The following is a 16,398-nucleotide window of genomic DNA, read 5'->3' on the forward strand; positions in this document are numbered from 1 at the left end:
AGAATCAAACTCTCAAGTTGAGTTGTGATCCCGACACGCTTGGCATTCAAAGTTCAACGGGATTGTGGTCTCGGCCAAATCAGTGAAACACTGATCCGGACGAGCCAAAATCGTCGTAGAAAAACGCCTCAGCGTATCGACATTCATGGTGGTCTGACCCACCGCAGAACGCCGTCGCCTGCGTTTCTCTTTCCATAACAACAATGTCAAAGAGCCAGGCCCACCAAACTCAACGCTGGCGAACCCGAAGCCGAAGGGACAATCAAATCGCCGCCCCCGGCCAAGGAGGGCGGTGTTTAAGCCGCCCCAATCTTGAAGTCAATCTCGTTTTTCAGGGTTTCTGCAGCGCGTCGTGGCCAGCGTTGTTTTCCGGAGAAATCATCGCCGGCGCCAGAAGTTCGAAGCGCCTATGAAAGTCCTGAAGAGCGATTGCCCTCCCCCGTCGCCGGCGCCCCGTTTTCCGTGGCCCCCGCTGCGAGGAGGGCGAGGTTTAGGGCCCGGGCATTTTGAAGTCAATCGGCGAATGTACGGGTTTGTGCACCTGAGTGCAGTGAATGCGCAAAAGGTCAGTCATGGCTGGCTTCTACAATGTGCATGCAGAGTGTTTTCGGGCTGCACGGGACGCGCGCCCTACCGGCGGGCAGGACGCGATGACAGCGCCGGGCGGATGAAGGGCGTCGGGCGGATCGATCCGCCGCGGCCTGGCGATTCCCGCTGCACGGGACGGGACACGAGGCCGTCAGGTGCGGTAGGGGTCCGCCTGCAGCTCGTAGAGCGCGGCATAGCTCCCGCCCAATCCGATCAACGCCGCATGATTCCCGGCTTCGGCGACACGCCCGGTTTCCAGCAGGATGATGTGATCAGCGGCTTTCAGGTTGGACAGACGATGGCTGATCAGGATCAATGAGCGAGACGGTGCGAGCGGGCGCGCCAGGAAGGCCGCCTCGGCCTCCGCGTCGAGGGCCGCGGTTGGTTCATCGAGAATCAGGATGTCCGCAGTCTCGTTGGCGTGGGCTCTTGCCATCGCCAGGCGTTGCCACTGACCGCCGGACAGCTCCACACCCTCAGCGAACCGTTTGGACAGGCGCGTTTCGACACCGTCCGGCAGGCCTTCCACCAGCCCGTCTGCCAACCCTGCCGCGAGAGCCCTGTCCATCGCGTCCGGCGCGAGGCCGAGCAGTCCGACCCCGGCCTCCACATTGTCGCGGACCGACAGCTTGTAATTGACATGCGGCTGGAACATCACGCCGATGCGACCGGCGAGCACGACCGGATCCCATTCGGTCAGGTCCAGCCCGTCGAGGGTGACACGCCCGCTGTCGGGCCGGTACAGGCCCGCGGCAAGCTTGACCAGGGTTGTCTTGCCGGACCCGTTGACGCCCACCAACCCAAGCCGGGTGCCCGGCGGCAGATGGAAGCTGACCTCGACCAAGGCGGGCGCCGCTGCCCCCGGATAGGTGAAACTGACGCCGTCAAAGCGCAGCCCGTCGCCGGCAAGTGGCCCCTTGTCCGCGACACCGGGACGGGCGCCCTCATCCATGTCCAGCAGGGCAAACAACCGCGTCACATAGAGGACATCCTCATAACTTCCGGTCACAGCCCCCAGCAGCGCATTGACTGAATTCTGACCCTGTTTGAGCAGCCCGATCAGCATTGTCATCTGACCGAGACTGAACCGCCCCGCAATGGCGACGACGACGATCCACAGCTTGCCGGCGACGAAGATCACCGATCCCGCGACCCCAAGCATGGAACTGATCAACGCCTGTCGCCCCTGCAATGCCCGGTCGCCATCATGCATGTCGTGAAAGAGATGCGTGAAGCGATCCATCAGCGGGCCGCCCAGCCCGTAGTGCAGACGCTCACGCGCGGCCGCCTCATTGGTCACCAGGCTCTCGAGATAATTGCGCTCGCGCATCTGTGGCGACCGCGCAGTGTAGAATCGGTAGGTGTCGCCGGAGAAGCGCACATTGCCGATGAAGGCCGGCAGGCCACCCAACAGCATCAGCCCGACCAACCAGGGTGCACTCGCCGCCAGCAGCGCGGTGATCGAGATCAGGGTGACGCTGGCCTGCAGCAAATCGAAGCCGCGCACCACCAGGCCATAGGGGCGGGCCGACGCGAACTGCTTGGCGTGGATCAGCATCTCCTGGACCTTGGGCAGCTCGATCTGGCCGAGGGAGAAGCGGTTGGCCTTGTCCAGGATCAGCCTCGATACCGCGAAACCCAGTTCCGCGTGCAGTCGGGCTTTCTGGAAGACCAGCAGGCGGCGCACCACCAGCAAGGCCGCCACGATGGCCGCCTCGATGCCGACAAGGTACAGCGCCGCGCTTCTATCGGCGTCCAGGCCGCTGTCGATCGCCGCCAGCACGCCGTCGATCAGGAGTTTGGACACATAGAGGGCGGCCGGCGGCAGCAAGGCCGCGACGATCGTCAGGCCGGCGATCGCCAGCGTCAGTCCGGGCCGTGTCCGAGCGATAATCGCCAGCGTCCGGACGGCCGCCGCCGACCGTTCCCGCCAGGACGGGGCCGGCTCGGCTGACTGGTCCGAGGCGGGATCAGCCATGAGCGATCAGGCGACCCGGGCTTTGCGGGCCGCGGCCTCTTCCGCCATCCGGCGTGACAGGACGGCCCCCTTGTGCGGGAAGGCTTCGGTCGGAACCGGACGGTCGAGGAAGGGGGCCAGCTTCTCGAAGCCTTCACCGGAACAGATATCGATGACCAACAGATCGTCGGGCCGGTCCTTGAAGAAATCCATCACGCTGCGAATGTGCTGGTCGTAGACCCAGGAGAAGCGATCCGGGCAATAATTATAGCACCCGTAGACCGTTGCCCGCAGGAATTGGCGCATCCGCAGATGGACCTCCTCGTCCGGGTCGTCGACATCCTTGAAGGCCGGCCGGTTGTAATAATGCCGCGACACCGAACCCAGCCAGCTGTCCTTGTCGCGCACCGTCAGAATGAATTTTGACCCCGGATACTGCTTGTCCAGCTGCTGGTAGATCGGGATCGTCGTGATGTCGGTCAGACCATCATAATAACGCAGCAGGGTCAGGTCGTACTGGGCGTTGGCGATCTCGATATAGGTGTCTTCATCGATCGGATAATGGCTGCAATCAAATCCCAGCATCTGCAGGCCGGAGGTGAGTGAGCGTGTTCCTGTCCGTGACAGGCCCAGCCCGAACACTTTCGGCTTGTCGGCCTTGTTTCCATAGGCCACCCGGTCCGAATTGGCCTCGAGCCAGGCCGTCAGGTCGTCACGCGTGAACGGTGTGTCGCCGCCCAAGCCCAGCTTGGCCAGTTCGGCTTCGGCGTGCTGAGGCAGAGCCGTTATGAAGGCGTGGATTTCGTCCGGGGTGGCGCTGTCCGGCACCATGCGACGCGCATAGTCAACAGCATGTCGCGCCATCGCCAGGTCGCAGAGCTCACCCTCGCTGGTCACCCATTTCTTCATCGACCGGGTCAGCCTCTGGCGCTGAATCTTGGTTCGGCTGCGCAATTCACGCAGCGCGTATTTCATGAAGATGTGCTGGAAGGACTGGAAATGATCATGAAGGATGTCGAAATTGCGGAATTGCTTGGCCAGCCCCATCGGCTTCATGGCGAGATTGCGCAGGCGCGACTCAGGCCGCAGCACGTATTTCAGGTCATCCTCCGGCACCTCGACCGCTGCCATGGCGCGAACGAGGTCAATCCGCGTGATATGGACCCCGCAATGAAGACGCCCGCGGAAACGGTCCGAGACATAGGCATCGACATAGGGTGCGTCGCAGCTGTCGATGAAGGGCCGGATATCCTCGAGGATGAGGCAATCGGCGTCGACATAAACGACATAGTCACAATCATGTTCGATCCGCAGCATCTGCGCCACGCAGTCTGTGAACGGGCGCACATCATCGATCACATGCACCGCATCGGGCTGGATGTTCTCGATCGCCAGCTCCAGTGCAACGTCGCGCGTCCGCTCGTCAATCTGCCGGAATACAAGGTCAACTTTCGCCATCGTTCATTCCCCCCACTGGAACGGTTTGTTGGCCGTTGCAGCCATCTGCTCGAACAAGGCGAGATGTTCGGGCTTCAATTCTGACTTCCAGCGCAGATCGAGCTCGATCCGGCCGGAATGGTTTTCGTAGTAGTCGCGTGTCCGTGAACCGAGGCTGACAAAAGCATCGCCGGGGTCTTCAAAGCGCGACCTTGCAGCGATGAACTGGGTGCCGCTATTGCCGCCCAGCACATGATGTTCGACAGCCGCAAACTCCGCCATGCCTGGCTGGTAGTCGATCCCGATCAATTCACAGAGCGCCTTGATCGTGCCGGCGCTGTTCTCAGCCAGATCCTCGTAGCGCACGGCCATTTTCGGACCATCAAACGCGTCGAACAGGGCTTGCGCTGTTGCCATCTTGTCGACCCAGGCCTGGATTTGTTCGCCTGGGTCGCGGTCCGGATATTTGCGCAGGCGCGAATTGACGACTGCGCGGCCATCGCGGCTGAGCATCAAAAGGATCGGCGTGCCACCGCCCGCACGAACCTCGCCGGCGCGCGTTTCGATCCAGCGCTCGTCCTTGGTGGAATCAATAATCACGGATCGGCCGACATGGGCTGCGACCTGTACATAGAGAGGGCTGTGGCCATCCCATTCAAAGCCGGCCCAGACCGGGCAGTCCTCTCCGCAAATCTTGCAGACCCGTTTGCGCAAGGGCTTCTTCTCGTCACCGAGATAACGCGCCTTGCCCCCCTCACCCATATAGAATGTGTCGGTATGACTACCGAGCACCATGCCCAACAAGGTCGAGCCGGAATGCCCGGCCCCACAAATCATGACGGCCGACAGCCGTGATCGGTCATGCATGCTGTCCTGTTGCCTCTTCAGGGTCCCCGACGACTGTTCTTGGCGATAGCGTTGCGAGAGACAAGCAAAAAGATGGTGACGGGCTGCCGACGGGCCGTGATGCAACCGGGCTTTGCAGCTTGGTGGCAACGTGCCGCATGTTGATGCAGCCCGGCCGCGCTATAACCGGCTCAAGAACCATCAAAGGGGAAATTCGATGACACGCACCCTGCTCGCCATCCTGCCCGCCTTCGCACTTGCTTCCTGCGGCGCAGACAGCCCGCAATCAGACGCCGCTCCGGCCTCGACCGGGTCCGCACAATCGACGTCGAATGGACAGTCCGGCGAAGACAGCGCCCCCGCAGCCGTACCGTCCGCCATTCTTGCGAGCCTTGGTGCAGATTATGAGGGCGCGGATCTGACCAATGGTGCCCGCCAGTTCAGACGCTGCCAGTCCTGTCACACCCTGTCGGAGGGGGGGCGTCATACCGTGGGCCCCAACCTGCATGGCATCATCGGCGCACCGGCCGCCAATGCGGAGCGGTTCAGCTACTCGTCACAACTGGCAGACGCCGGCCTGACCTGGGATCTGGAAACCCTGGACGCCTGGATCGAGAATCCGCGCGCTGTCGTGCCGGGCAACCGCATGAGCTTTGTCGGCCTGCGCGACGCCGAGGATCGGCGCGACGTCATCGCCTATATCGCGGTCGAGACTGCTGGCGAGTAGCGCTCAGAAGCGGCGCCAAACCGCCAGGAAGATGGCGCGCTGATCAATTGCGTTGCGTCCTGTGGGCGTGATCGAGGCGCCCAGCTGATAGGTCTGCTGCCCGAAACGCCGACTGACTGACACTTGCAGCTTGTGCTGGTCGAAACTGCGGGCGCCGGGATGGTCGCGCTCGGCACTCCAGACCGAAAATCCTTGCGCCATGACCTGCCAGCGCTCGGCGATCTGCCATCCCGCGGTAAGGTCGAGGCGGATCTCGTCCAGCTCGTCACCATCGCGCCAGCGCCAGGCAAGTTGGCTTTCAACGAACAGGTGGTCACCAATGCTGCGCCCGGCGAGCGCCCTGATTTCGGCCGCCATTTCACCTGACCCGAAGGCCTGGTTTGAAACGTTTTCTCCCTGGCCGGGAATGAGAGCCGTGATCTGACCTGAAACGACGCTGCGGTCAGTCCGCCAAATCACGCGTCGCCAACCCAACTCGCTCGCCGACAAGCCCTGCGCTTCATCGTAGGACGGCCCGCGCCGTCGGCGCACATCCTGCCAGGCCAGCCGGGCAACCAGTGTATCGACACCGCTCAGCCCGTATTCGAGATAGGCCGAGGTTTCGTCCTTGTGGAAGTAGCCGTCACCGGTGCTCTGCCGATCGCCGTCATAGGCGCTATCGGCGCGGTCAACGAGCGATGTAACGATCAGCAGGCCGTCGCCATGGCGTTGTGGCCAGGCGCCCGCCTCGGCCGGCGCAGCAAGGCTTGCACCCTGGACGCCGGCCAGACAGGCCGTCGCGATCAGACGTCGAAGCCGGGGCTTTCCCGACGGACGCGATCCATGACCGCAGCCCAGGCGATTTCCTTGAAGAAATCGTTCGACGCGATCTCCCCGGATTGCCCGAAGACGCGATCCTGCATCTTCTCGTCCCATTCGATCAGATCTCCACCCGCCTGGGCCATGACCTGTATTCGACAGGCACGCTCCAGTAGATAGATGCGAATATACGCGCTAAACGGGTGGTCGCCAACCGACAACGTCCCATGGTTGCGCAGGATCATCAGGTTCTTCTCGCCAAGATCGGCCACAAGACGCTTTTTCTCTTCCGATTCCAGCGCGATGCCTTCGTAGTCGTGATAAGTCACATCATTGAAGACATTCATCGCCAGCTGGGAGATGGGCCGCAATCCGCCCTTCTGCGCGGCGACCGCCACGCCGGCATCAGAGTGCAGATGAAGCGCCACGGCTACGTCATGCCGGGCCGCGTGAATTGCCGAGTGGATGACAAAGCCGGCCGGATTGATGCCGAATTGCGACGGCGGCAGCACATTGCCGTCCAGGTCTACCTTCACAAGATTGGACGCCGTCACATCCTCGTATAGCAGGCCGAATGGATTGAGCAGGAAATGCTCGTCGGGGCCAGGCACCCGCATGGAAATATGGGTAAAGAAGAGGTCGTCCCAGCCATGCATGCGCACAAGGCGGTAAAGCGCCGCTAGATCGCAGCGGGCTTTCCATTCCTCGGCGGAAACCTGATCCTTGACCGGAATAGTTGCTTGATCGTCCATGATGTTCTCCCCATGGCTTGTATCGTTATCGCCAACATCACACAGGATCGGCCCTGCCACTGCCCGCGTCAAATGTCCTTTGCCAGCCGCAGGCCGGAAAACTGCCAGCGGGCTTCCGGCGGAAAGAAGTTGCGGTAGGTCGTCCGGACATGACCGGGCGCAGTGGCACATGACCCGCCACGCAACACGAACTGCCCGCACATGAATTTGCCATTATACTCGCCGACAGCGCCGGGCGCCGGCCGGAACCGCGGATAGGGCAGATAGGCCGAGCGCGTCCATTCCCAGACATCACCGAACATCTGTCGCAGACCGGCGCCGGAATTCCTGTGCATCGGCGTTGCTCCGGGATGGGCCGACCGTCCGGGCGTACAGAACCGCCCATCGACCGACCGCCGCGTCGAAGCCCCTAATTCCCATTCCCGCTCATCAGGCAGGCGCGCACCGCTCCACTCGGCAAACGCGCTGGCCTCGTAATAGCTGAGATGGGTGACCGGTGCGTCCAGATCGAGCGACTGTTGCCCATGCAGGGTGAAGGTCTCCCACCCCTCATCCCCCTCATGCCAGTAGAGCGGTGACGTCCAGCCTTCAGCCTCGACCCTTGCCCATCCATCCGACAGCCACAGGCCCGCCATGCGGTAGCCACCATCCTCGATGAATTCCAGGTAGTCACGATTGCTGACCAGACGATCGGCCAGCGCAAAGGGCGTCAGAATGACCTGGTGTCGCGGACCTTCATTGTCGAAATGAAAGCGACCATCCCCCGTCCCGATCTCGACAGTTCCGCCGTCAAATTCGACCCAGCCACACGGCCCGTCATCGGCCTCGCCAGGGTCGACCTTCGGCGCAGGGTGGGCCTTCGGGGCAAACGGATGTCGCGACAGCACGTGTTTGATGTCGGTCAGGATCAGCTCCTGATGCTGTTCCTCGTGGGCAAGACCCAGGTCGACCAGTTCCAGGATCGCCGTGTTTTCGACGCCATGGTCAATGGACAGTAAACATGCCATCGCGTCGTCGACATGGGCGCGATAAGCCAGAACCCTGTCCAGCGTCGGGCGGCTGAGGAATCCGCGTTCGTGACGGGCATGGCGCGCGCCGATTCCATTGTAGTAAGAGTTGAACAGGTAATTGAATTCACTGGAAAACTCTTGATATCCCTGACTGTAGGGCCGCAGCAGGAATGTTTCCCAGAACCAGCTTGTATGGGCCAGATGCCATTTCGTCGGACTGACATCCGGCATGGTCTGGACGACCATGTCCTCCACCCCAAGGTCCGCCACCAGTAATTGTGTTGCCTCTCGCACACTCGAAAAGCGTGCCAGAACTGACACTGGTCGCATGTCTTCCACAGCCCAATCACCCTTTCGCCGGCGCCCCGATTAAGAAGTTTTCAAGGCGTTCATGTCATCGATAACCGTCAATGTAATCAACCGCAAATCAAGATCCATGGCCGACAATCCCGCCCAAGCACTTCACCTCCTCGCCGCTGTGCGAGATCCCGAGAAACGCCAGCAACTCGCGCTGGGCGTCACGGAGATGTGTGTCGCGCATCCGCTGTCGCCGAATGCCGAGCCGATTGCCGGCGATCTGCTGATTACGCTGACCAGCAAGTCCGATCTGGACACCAAGATCGCGATGGCCCGAAAGTTGGCTGATTGCGAGTGGGCGCCCCATTCCGCGATCAAGCATCTCGCCTTCGACCAGATCGAGATCTCGGCGATCATCATCGAGAAGAGCGATCAGCTCACCCAGAAAGACATGATCGAGCTGGCCGAGACCGGCTCGAGCGAGCACCGTCGCCACCTCGCCATGCGGGCCAATCTGTGCCTGCCGGTCACAGATCAGCTTGCCAAGCCGGGGGAACCGATCGTCCTGCGGGCGCTGGCCAACAATGATACCGCGGAGATTTCAGAGAACACTCTGGAAGTCTGCCTCCATGTCGCTCGCGAGCACCCCAAGCTGCGCGAAGCGCTGGCGCGTCGCCACGACCTGTCGACCGATTATGCGACCCAGTTGTGCATCATGATGCCGGAAAACTGGCGTGAGGAGCTATACCGGCGCTTCGGCCTCGACAAGGCGAAGGTCGAGACCCTCGCCGTTGAAGCCGCACTCGGCGCCACACCTGAAGATGTCGACAAGGCGGCGGCACGGGAGGTTCAGGACGCCCGAGACGCCGGCAAGCTGAGCGGCCGTTTCGCGATGGAAGCCCTGAAGGCCGGCAAGGAGGCTGTTTTCGATCACGCCATTGCCGCGCTGTGCAATCTCAAGGCCTCGCAATGGCGGATCGCGCTGGCCATGAGCGGTGTCCGCGCCGCTGCCATGGCCTGCCAGGCGGCCCAGCTGGAACGCACAGCCTACCCGATCATTCACAAGACGCTGCAGCGCTCGGGCCGTATCCACCAGGCGCTCGAGGGTGACGCGATGGCGGCCGCGGCCAATGTCTTCCGCATGTATGGCCCGGAAAAAGCGGCAAAGGTCTTGCGTCAGATGGGCTCGAGGGCTTGAATAAGGACCTGTTCCATCAGGTTTTCTTGCGAGCCAGCCCATAACCGCTTCTGTCGCCTTCCTAGCCAGCCCCCGCCCGGAGGCGAAGGCTGCCAAGTCGCGGCTTGAAAGCCTGTATGGTCACGTTCCCGTTTCCGAAGCCGAGATCATCGTCGCCCTTGGCGGTGACGGCCTGATGCTCGACGCACTGCACATGTCGATCAAGACCGGCGCTTGCGTTTACGGCATGAATTTCGGCTCGGTCGGCTTCCTGATGAACGAGTTTCGCGAGGACGGGCTGATGGACCGCCTCGCCCTGGCGGAAAAGGCGCGGATTCATCCGCTTCGCGCGATCGGCGAGGACATCCACTGCAAACCGTTTGAAGCCCTGGCGATCAACGAGGTGTCGCTGCTGCGTGAAACCCGCCAGACCGCAAAGATCAAGATCACGATCGATGGCAAGAGCCGGATGACCGAACTCCAGTCTGACGGCGTCCTCGTCGCCACGCCGGCCGGATCAACAGCCTATAACCTGTCGGCGCACGGCCCGATCCTGCCGCTGGACTCAACAGTACTCGCGCTCACCCCGATCAGCGCCTTCCGGCCCCGTCGCTGGCGCGGCGCTTTGCTGCCCCGCAATGTCCGCGTCGGATTTGAAATTGTTGAACCATCACTGCGGCCGGTCTCCGCGGTGGCTGACAACAAGGAATTCCGGGAAGTCGCGCGGGTTGATGTTGTTGAAGCCCACGACGTGACGCTGACCATGCTATTCGACCCCGGTCGGGACCTCGCCGAGCGCATATTGGTCGAGCAGTTCGAAAACTGAGCGGATTTAGGCTGGCGTTAAGCAAGCCGGGCTAGGGTGACGGAACAGTAATTTCAAGCGGACCCGACTCCCGTGATGAGCAACGACACGCTGGACCAGACATTATCCCGCATGTCCATCCTGCTGGTGGATGACAGCGCCGCCCTGCGTGGTGCGTTGCGCGTGTCCTTGCAGGCTTTCGGTTGCAGTCGTGTGATCGAGGTCGACACGGTCGAGCGCGCCCTGGATGTCCTCCGGGTCAAGCCGGTGGATCTGGTGATCACAGACTGGAAGATGAAGCCGCGTGACGGCATCGACCTCGTCCGGACGCTTCGGGACCGCAATTCAGGCCTGCCGCCGCACCTACCGGTCATCATGCTGTCTGCCTACACTGCCGTCGACCGCATTCGCCAGGCCCGACAGACCGGCGTCGATGCGTTCCTGACCAAGCCCTTCACCGCGACCAGCCTCGCCCAGACCCTGCGCGAAACGCTCGGTGCCGAAACCCATACCCGAGCCGGAGCCGTTACGGCGCCGCTCGCGACTGCCAGCTAGAGGACGTCTCATGGCCAATAACAAGGATGTGGAGGTCATCTCCGCCCCGAACATGCTGCAGATCAAGGTTGGCGGCCCCGTCAGCCAGGGCGACCTGCACATGATCCAGAAGGCTGAGGAAGCGCTCAAAGACCTCCGTTCTGACTTCGGACAATGGCTGGAGGAAGAAGTCGTGAAGCTTGAGGACGCGGCAAAGATCGTCCGCGACAAGGGACTCAACGGTAGCGAAGGCGAAGAGCTGTTCGTTCGCGCCCACGACCTGCGCGGCCTGGGCACGACCTATGAGTTCCCGATCATTACCCGTCTGGCCAAGTCGCTGACCAAGATGATCGACATGCCGGAAAAGCGCGAAAAGGCGCAGACCAGCCTCGCACTGGCCCATGTCGGTGCCATTCGCGCGGCGCTGTCACAGAATATCCGGGACGACAATGATCCGGTCGCCGCGGCACTGGCCTCGGAACTGGAGACCCAGACCGCCGCCTTTGCGGAACCATGGAAAGACGACTGACCCACCACGTTTTGTGGCCCTGGTAGGCGAAAAGAAAAGGGCCGGTGCGCATGCACCGGCCCTTTTTCATGGCAGTTTTGGGGGTCCAGGGCGCCAGACTAGCTGGCGATCTTCTCCGGAGCCGCATCGTCGTCAAACCGGCTGAGGACATAGTCCAGATCTTCATCGGGGATGCCCTGGAAGCGCGTGATCGCACGCTCGGCCAACACACGGCGGAACTGTGCCCGTCCGGCCTCGTCCTGCGGGACCTCCATGCCGTGATAGACGTCCAGCGCCGCGCGAACTGCCGGATAGAGCCGTGACGGCATGCCGGTCCGGTCATAGACGGCCCGCAGACCCAGAGGCCCGGAATCATGGACCAGCAGCCAGGCGCGCGAGTGGGTCACGCCGGCCAGCTCGGCAAAGGCGTGCTCGACAAAGGCGATATGTCCCCGCAAAAGCGCACGAAGGATCAGGGACGGAGTCAGACGGCTGTTGAGCCGCAATTGCTGCACGAAGTGCTTGGGATCGTGCGCCAGCCCGGCCTGGTCAACCAGATCGAGGGTCGCCCGCTCCCGGGCGCCTTCAGAAAGCTCGACCGCCAGTTGCGGCGGCAGGGCGTGGGCTTTGACCAGTCGATTCAGGGCGACATCGCTGACATGGGCGATCAGGCGTTCGGTCACGTTAAGCGGCAGATGCGACCTGGCCACAAAGGAATCCATCACACCGCTGCTCTCGCAGAATTCGGTGAAGGCCCGCTGGTAAGCGGCTTCATCAAACTCTGCCCCGTCGTTCGATGCAGCGATCGACACAGCCGCCTCGTCACGACTGTCAAGGAGTTCATGGACGACAATCGGCGCGACGCTGGACCGACCGGCGATCGCGCAACGCTTGCCGGTATCGGCGGTCTCCAGAACCGCGATCAAGTCTTCATCGGTCAAGACCGGAGAGGACTCCAATACCGGTGTCGCGACGCTCTCGACATCCATTGCCAGTTTGCGCGCTATGTCTCGCGGAAGGTTGGGTGACTGGCGCAGGGTGATGGCCAATGCGCGGCGTACCAGCTCGGTCGCGTCGCGGGCAATGACGGTCAGGATGTCCCGGGCAGCCGAGCGTTCGGCCTCGGTCAGTGATGCCGCATCCATGCGCCTGCAGATCTTGCGGGCCGCCATGGCGCGTGCCTCATCGGTCTCACCCTTTACCAGACGGCGGATATCGTCATTCGTCAGGCGGTTTCTAAGGGCAACGACACTCATGGCAGTTCCGTTTCAAGAGCTGTGGATCGGAGCCAATCTAGTCTCGACATGCTTAATGAAAGCTTTTCGCGCCCATCAGCTCGTTTACGAATTGCGAACCCGACCGGCGCGCGGCGCGTCGAGCGAGGCGAGAATTTCAACCAGCGCCGGCGACAGCTCGCCATTGCCCGCCCGCAGATTGCTGCGCATTGAAGCGACCGACTGCGCGACCGGGGACGGGGCCAATATCATGCCGTCTGGCGCCCCGGACGACTGATTGTCGTCCGCCGCAGCGACAGCCGGCATCAACATTTCGCTGACGGCCTGGACTGCCGCCGCTGAAACCAGTTCACGGGCATTACCCCGGCCATTTCCATTGCCCTCATGCGTCAGGACGGCGAGCACCTCGCTGGATGTCCGGGCCCGGCCGCCTTCGTAAAATATCGGCCGGTTGGCGCGCGCTGCGGCAGGGAAAAGTGTGTCGGCGCGCTGATCCGGCGTTTCCTGGGCCGCGGCGATCAGCTCGGCCGCGCCGCCAGCGCCAAGGAAATGGGCCGCGTAGAGTTCGCCGCCCGAGGCCGGGCGACCGATGCGCGCTTCGATCACACGATTGTTTTCGGCCGCCAGTTCGCCGGCCATGCGGGCCGAGGCGACCGCGTCAAACCGCAGATCGAGGATGGCTTCGCGCTGGCTTGCATCGGAAACAACGAACCGGCCATTGGCGTCCTGGCGGATCGCGCCCGCCGCTTCCTCATACCCGTGCTCGGCGCCCCGGCGGGCCATCACGCCCAGCCAGGTCTGCTCGATGAACTGGAACATGCCTGCGGCGCTGGAGGTGCGGGCTTCGGCGCGGACATCAAAATTGCTCTCGCGCGCGGCCGTATCGACGAGAAAATTGAAATCGGTGCCGGTTTCCTGCGCTGCCTGACGGATGGCGCGCATGGTGAAGTCCTGGCTGTGCGTATCGACGGGGCTGACCAATTGTGTCTCCGTAGGCGTGTTTGCCGGTTGCTCGCGCCGGTGAAAGGCGCGCGAATCGCTTGTCCAGACTCGCGCAAGCGTGGCTAACCCGGCGTTAACGGTGACCGCCGGCGCGCTTGCCAGACGGCCTCCGGAGGCGGATATTATATGCGAGGGACGTCCGAACCGATCCGACACAGGAGACGATCATGAAACGCTCCAACACCCGCCCTGCCCTGGCCAGCCTCCTGGCCGGCTGCTTGGCTGTTGCCGCCACGGCCCCGGTCCTGTCCTGGCAGGAGGCCGCTACGGAAGCCGCCCCTGCGGCTATTCCGTCCGATCTGGCCGTGCCCGATGGTCCGGTCCGCCTGGGCCGTGTTGATGGTTATGCCGTCCTCGACCGTCAGCACGTGGTCCTGCGTTCCGGTGTCAGCCGCCACTATCTGGTGACCCTGGAACGTCCCTGTTTCGGCCTTCGGACCGGCTTCAGCCTTGGCCTCAGCGTTCGCTCGTACACGACGATCCACACCCCGCATTTCGAATTTGTCCAGACCGAGGATGGTCGCTGCTTTTTCGACTCCATCGAAGTCGTGGAAAGCAATGATGCGGCGCGCGCGCTGATCGCGGCACGAGCGGAGGCGGCCGAGGCTGCCGAAATGGATGGGTCCGCCTCACCCTGACCCTCAGGGCCCGCACCTCCGGCAACGGTCTCAACCGCTGAAGCTGACGGCTCAGCCTGTGACACCACCCTCGCCCTCCAGGACCGGATTGCCTGTGTTATCCGGCCCGGCGTTTTCGGGGGATGGTGCGAGTCGCGCCAGCATCGCGTCGAGCAGATCGACCAGCCGGGCACACTTTTCACCGTCCAGGGCATCGCGGTGGGGCTCTGCGAACCCGCCCTTGTCATTGTCGAAATACCGACCCGTCGCCCGACTGAACGTGTCGTCCAGCGCCGCGCGGACCAGCACCTGGACACCAACATCGATATTGTTGCCGGACACCCCGTAGGCCTCCCGCACCATCTTGGTTTTCAGGAAGGAGCCGGGATTGACGGCAATGATGCCGGGCCCGCCCTGGCCGATACGCCCCGCCAACCAGGCGGACCACATGGTCAGGCCGAGCTTGCTTTGGGCATAGGCCTGGCCATCATCAAGGTCGATAGACCCGATCACCGCATCCGGCTCGACCGGTGCCTGGGCGGCCGAGCTCAGATTGATGACCCGCCCATCGGCGGGCATTAGCGGCAACAAGGCCTGTGTCAGGCGATAGGGCGCGATCATGTTGATGAAGACCCGCAGATCGATCCCGGCACTGTTCCGGCTCCCGGCCGGCAGGCGGAATACGCCGGCATTGTTGATCACGACATCCAGCTTGCCGTCACGGGCTGCCAACTTGGCGGCCAGCGCGTCGACACCTTGCAGTTCGGAGAGGTCGGCCCGGAATACTTCCACCGCGCCACCACCGTCGAGGCCCTGCAGCGATTGAAGGGCGGCATCCAGCTTGGCTGCGCTTCGCCCGTGGACAAGCACGCGATGGCCCTGGCTGACGAGCGCCCGCGCGGTTGCCAGGCCGAGACCATCGGTTGCGCCTGTGATCAGGATTGTCTTGGACATGTCGGCCTCCGGGCTCAGGACTTCAGTCCGGTTCAAGTTACGCCTATGCAACACAGGATAAATGGGTCATTGATAGTTTCAATTTTCGGGTTTCATATACAATCAGACAGGTGCGAACCCGATCCGGCCCGTACGCCCGGAAGGAAGTCCCCATGGATACCAATGGCGTCCGCCTCTTTGTCCTGGCCGCGGACCTGCTCAACATCTCCGCCGCCGGACGCCAGCTCGGCCTGGCCCCGGCCGTGGCCAGCGCCCGGCTGGCCAAACTCGAGCGCAAGATCGGCGCCGACCTGCTCCACCGCTCGACACGCAAGGTCTCATTGTCCCTGGAAGGCGCGGAATTCCTGCCCTTTGCCCGCGAGATCCTGGCCCAGGAAGACGCGGCCAGCGCGGCCCTGGGCAATACCCGTATGGATGTCTCCGGGACCTTGCGCTTTGCTGCCTCGAGCACCTTCGTCCAGCTGCACATCGCGCCCATATTGCCGGAATTCCTCGACCGGCACCCCGGTCTTCATCTCGATCTGAAACTGTCGGACACGCAGATGGACCTGATCGAAGGCGGCTATGATCTGGCGCTGCGCAATTATGCCATCGAGGACAGTTCGCTGCGCGCCCGCAAGCTGGCCGATGACCAGCGGATATTGTGCGCCTCTCCGGAATATCTGGCCCGGCATGGCACGCCGGCCACCGCCGCGGACCTGGCCGATCACCAGCTGATCGGCTTTTCCAACGGCCCGCCCCGCACCCTTAAAACTGCGGGCAGCGGAGCTTCGGGGACTTTCCCGCCTGTCGGCACAAGACCGCGCATCATCTGTGATGACGGTGCCAGCATGCGCCTGGCCGCGCGGGCCGGTGCGGGCATTGCGATGAGTTCGCTGTGGAGCCTGTATCGGGATTTGCAGGACGGCTCGCTGGTTCGGGTCCTGCCCGATCACCAGATTGATGACGGCTCGGCGATCTGGCTGGTCTATCCGAAATCCAATGTCCTGACCGCCAAGGTCCGCGTCTTCATTGACTTTCTCACCGAGAAAATCGGCCGCGCCCCGAGCTGGCAAGACATGGCAGCGCCGGGAGACGGCAATTGATTATATTCAAAATCAACATTCAGAAGCCTTGAACAAACCCATTTTATTGATCTGGATAGGCATTATCTC

At 62.5% G+C, this 16,398-nt stretch carries 15 protein-coding genes; 7 read left to right on the forward strand and 8 right to left on the reverse strand.

Annotated features, from left to right (window positions below):
* Positions 1-739: 739 nt before the first annotated feature.
* Genes ACN0X9_RS13840 through ACN0X9_RS13850 form a run of 3 tightly spaced genes read right to left on the reverse strand, consistent with a single transcriptional unit; the run spans position 740 to position 4,849 of the window.
* Entirely contained in the window at positions 740-2,566 is a 1,827-nt protein-coding gene (locus ACN0X9_RS13840) for an ABC transporter ATP-binding protein (RefSeq protein WP_417488155.1), read from the reverse strand.
* 6 nt (positions 2,567-2,572) lie between these two features.
* Entirely contained in the window at positions 2,573-4,003 is a 1,431-nt protein-coding gene (locus tag ACN0X9_RS13845; protein WP_417488156.1) for a sulfotransferase family protein, read from the reverse strand.
* 3 nt (positions 4,004-4,006) lie between these two features.
* Positions 4,007-4,849, reverse strand: coding sequence for a sulfotransferase family protein (locus ACN0X9_RS13850; RefSeq protein ID WP_417488157.1), 843 nt, complete (start codon positions 4,847-4,849; stop codon positions 4,007-4,009).
* Positions 4,850-5,045: 196 nt separating this feature from the next.
* Here ACN0X9_RS13850 and ACN0X9_RS13855 point away from each other — a divergent pair, with 196 nt between their 5' ends.
* Positions 5,046-5,555, forward strand: coding sequence for a c-type cytochrome (locus tag ACN0X9_RS13855; RefSeq protein ID WP_417488158.1), 510 nt, complete (start codon positions 5,046-5,048; stop codon positions 5,553-5,555).
* 782 nt (positions 5,556-6,337) lie between these two features.
* Here the strand turns inward: ACN0X9_RS13855 and ACN0X9_RS13860 are convergent.
* Positions 6,338-7,105 carry a class II aldolase/adducin family protein gene (locus ACN0X9_RS13860; protein WP_417488159.1) on the reverse strand — a complete coding sequence of 256 codons (768 nt, stop codon included), beginning with the start codon at positions 7,103-7,105 and terminating at the stop codon, positions 6,338-6,340.
* A 68-nt stretch (positions 7,106-7,173) separates the two neighbouring features.
* Positions 7,174-8,445, reverse strand: coding sequence for an ergothioneine biosynthesis protein EgtB (egtB, locus tag ACN0X9_RS13865; protein ID WP_417488160.1), 1,272 nt, complete (start codon positions 8,443-8,445; stop codon positions 7,174-7,176).
* Between the two features lie 106 nt (positions 8,446-8,551).
* On the opposite strand from egtB, the gene ACN0X9_RS13870 reads away from it, so the two are divergent.
* The 4 genes from ACN0X9_RS13870 (at position 8,552) to ACN0X9_RS13885 (ending at position 11,457) form a co-directional block, all read left to right on the forward strand.
* A complete protein-coding gene (locus tag ACN0X9_RS13870; RefSeq protein WP_417488161.1) occupies positions 8,552-9,610 on the forward strand; it encodes a DUF2336 domain-containing protein in 1,059 nt (352 codons plus the stop codon).
* Between the two features lie 40 nt (positions 9,611-9,650).
* Positions 9,651-10,415 carry an NAD kinase gene (locus ACN0X9_RS13875; RefSeq protein WP_417488182.1) on the forward strand — a complete coding sequence of 255 codons (765 nt, stop codon included), beginning with the start codon at positions 9,651-9,653 and terminating at the stop codon, positions 10,413-10,415.
* Between the two features lie 75 nt (positions 10,416-10,490).
* A complete protein-coding gene (locus ACN0X9_RS13880; protein ID WP_417488162.1) occupies positions 10,491-10,949 on the forward strand; it encodes a response regulator in 459 nt (152 codons plus the stop codon).
* A gap of 10 nt (positions 10,950-10,959) precedes the next feature.
* On the forward strand, positions 10,960-11,457 hold the full coding sequence (locus ACN0X9_RS13885) for an Hpt domain-containing protein (protein WP_417488163.1): 498 nt from the start codon (positions 10,960-10,962) through the stop codon (positions 11,455-11,457).
* A 98-nt stretch (positions 11,458-11,555) separates the two neighbouring features.
* On the opposite strand, the gene ACN0X9_RS13890 is transcribed toward ACN0X9_RS13885, so the two are convergent.
* On the reverse strand, positions 11,556-12,692 hold the full coding sequence (locus ACN0X9_RS13890; RefSeq protein ID WP_417488164.1) for a DUF2336 domain-containing protein: 1,137 nt from the start codon (positions 12,690-12,692) through the stop codon (positions 11,556-11,558).
* Positions 12,693-12,776: 84 nt separating this feature from the next.
* Positions 12,777-13,652, reverse strand: coding sequence for a hypothetical protein (locus ACN0X9_RS13895; RefSeq protein WP_417488165.1), 876 nt, complete (start codon positions 13,650-13,652; stop codon positions 12,777-12,779).
* Between the two features lie 188 nt (positions 13,653-13,840).
* Here ACN0X9_RS13895 and ACN0X9_RS13900 point away from each other — a divergent pair, with 188 nt between their 5' ends.
* Complete coding sequence (locus tag ACN0X9_RS13900) at positions 13,841-14,311, forward strand: DUF6491 family protein (RefSeq protein ID WP_417488166.1); 471 nt, start codon at positions 13,841-13,843, stop codon at positions 14,309-14,311.
* Between the two features lie 51 nt (positions 14,312-14,362).
* Here the strand turns inward: ACN0X9_RS13900 and ACN0X9_RS13905 are convergent, their stop codons facing one another.
* Positions 14,363-15,244, reverse strand: coding sequence for an SDR family NAD(P)-dependent oxidoreductase (locus tag ACN0X9_RS13905; protein WP_417488167.1), 882 nt, complete (start codon positions 15,242-15,244; stop codon positions 14,363-14,365).
* Positions 15,245-15,396: 152 nt separating this feature from the next.
* Between ACN0X9_RS13905 and ACN0X9_RS13910 the strand changes: the two genes are divergently transcribed.
* The gene (locus tag ACN0X9_RS13910; RefSeq protein ID WP_417488168.1) at positions 15,397-16,329 is read left to right on the forward strand and encodes a LysR family transcriptional regulator; all 933 of its coding nucleotides are present in this window, start codon (positions 15,397-15,399) and stop codon (positions 16,327-16,329) included.
* Positions 16,330-16,398: the final 69 nt, after the last annotated feature.

Source organism: Maricaulis sp., from assembly GCF_048268525.1.
Taxonomy (GTDB): domain Bacteria; phylum Pseudomonadota; class Alphaproteobacteria; order Caulobacterales; family Maricaulaceae; genus Maricaulis.

Coding starts and splice junctions, on each gene's coding strand:
- ACN0X9_RS13890 (WP_417488164.1), bottom strand. CDS start 12,692: ATGAGTGTCGTTGCCCTTAGAAACCGCCTGACGAATGACGATATCCGC.
- ACN0X9_RS13840 (WP_417488155.1), bottom strand. CDS start 2,566: ATGGCTGATCCCGCCTCGGACCAGTCAGCCGAGCCGGCCCCGTCCTGG.
- ACN0X9_RS13845 (WP_417488156.1), bottom strand. CDS start 4,003: ATGGCGAAAGTTGACCTTGTATTCCGGCAGATTGACGAGCGGACGCGC.
- ACN0X9_RS13905 (WP_417488167.1), bottom strand. CDS start 15,244: ATGTCCAAGACAATCCTGATCACAGGCGCAACCGATGGTCTCGGCCTG.
- ACN0X9_RS13885 (WP_417488163.1), top strand. CDS start 10,960: ATGGCCAATAACAAGGATGTGGAGGTCATCTCCGCCCCGAACATGCTG.
- ACN0X9_RS13860 (WP_417488159.1), bottom strand. CDS start 7,105: ATGGACGATCAAGCAACTATTCCGGTCAAGGATCAGGTTTCCGCCGAG.
- ACN0X9_RS13910 (WP_417488168.1), top strand. CDS start 15,397: ATGGATACCAATGGCGTCCGCCTCTTTGTCCTGGCCGCGGACCTGCTC.
- egtB (WP_417488160.1), bottom strand. CDS start 8,445: ATGCGACCAGTGTCAGTTCTGGCACGCTTTTCGAGTGTGCGAGAGGCA.
- ACN0X9_RS13880 (WP_417488162.1), top strand. CDS start 10,491: ATGAGCAACGACACGCTGGACCAGACATTATCCCGCATGTCCATCCTG.
- ACN0X9_RS13855 (WP_417488158.1), top strand. CDS start 5,046: ATGACACGCACCCTGCTCGCCATCCTGCCCGCCTTCGCACTTGCTTCC.
- ACN0X9_RS13900 (WP_417488166.1), top strand. CDS start 13,841: ATGAAACGCTCCAACACCCGCCCTGCCCTGGCCAGCCTCCTGGCCGGC.
- ACN0X9_RS13870 (WP_417488161.1), top strand. CDS start 8,552: ATGGCCGACAATCCCGCCCAAGCACTTCACCTCCTCGCCGCTGTGCGA.
- ACN0X9_RS13850 (WP_417488157.1), bottom strand. CDS start 4,849: ATGCATGACCGATCACGGCTGTCGGCCGTCATGATTTGTGGGGCCGGG.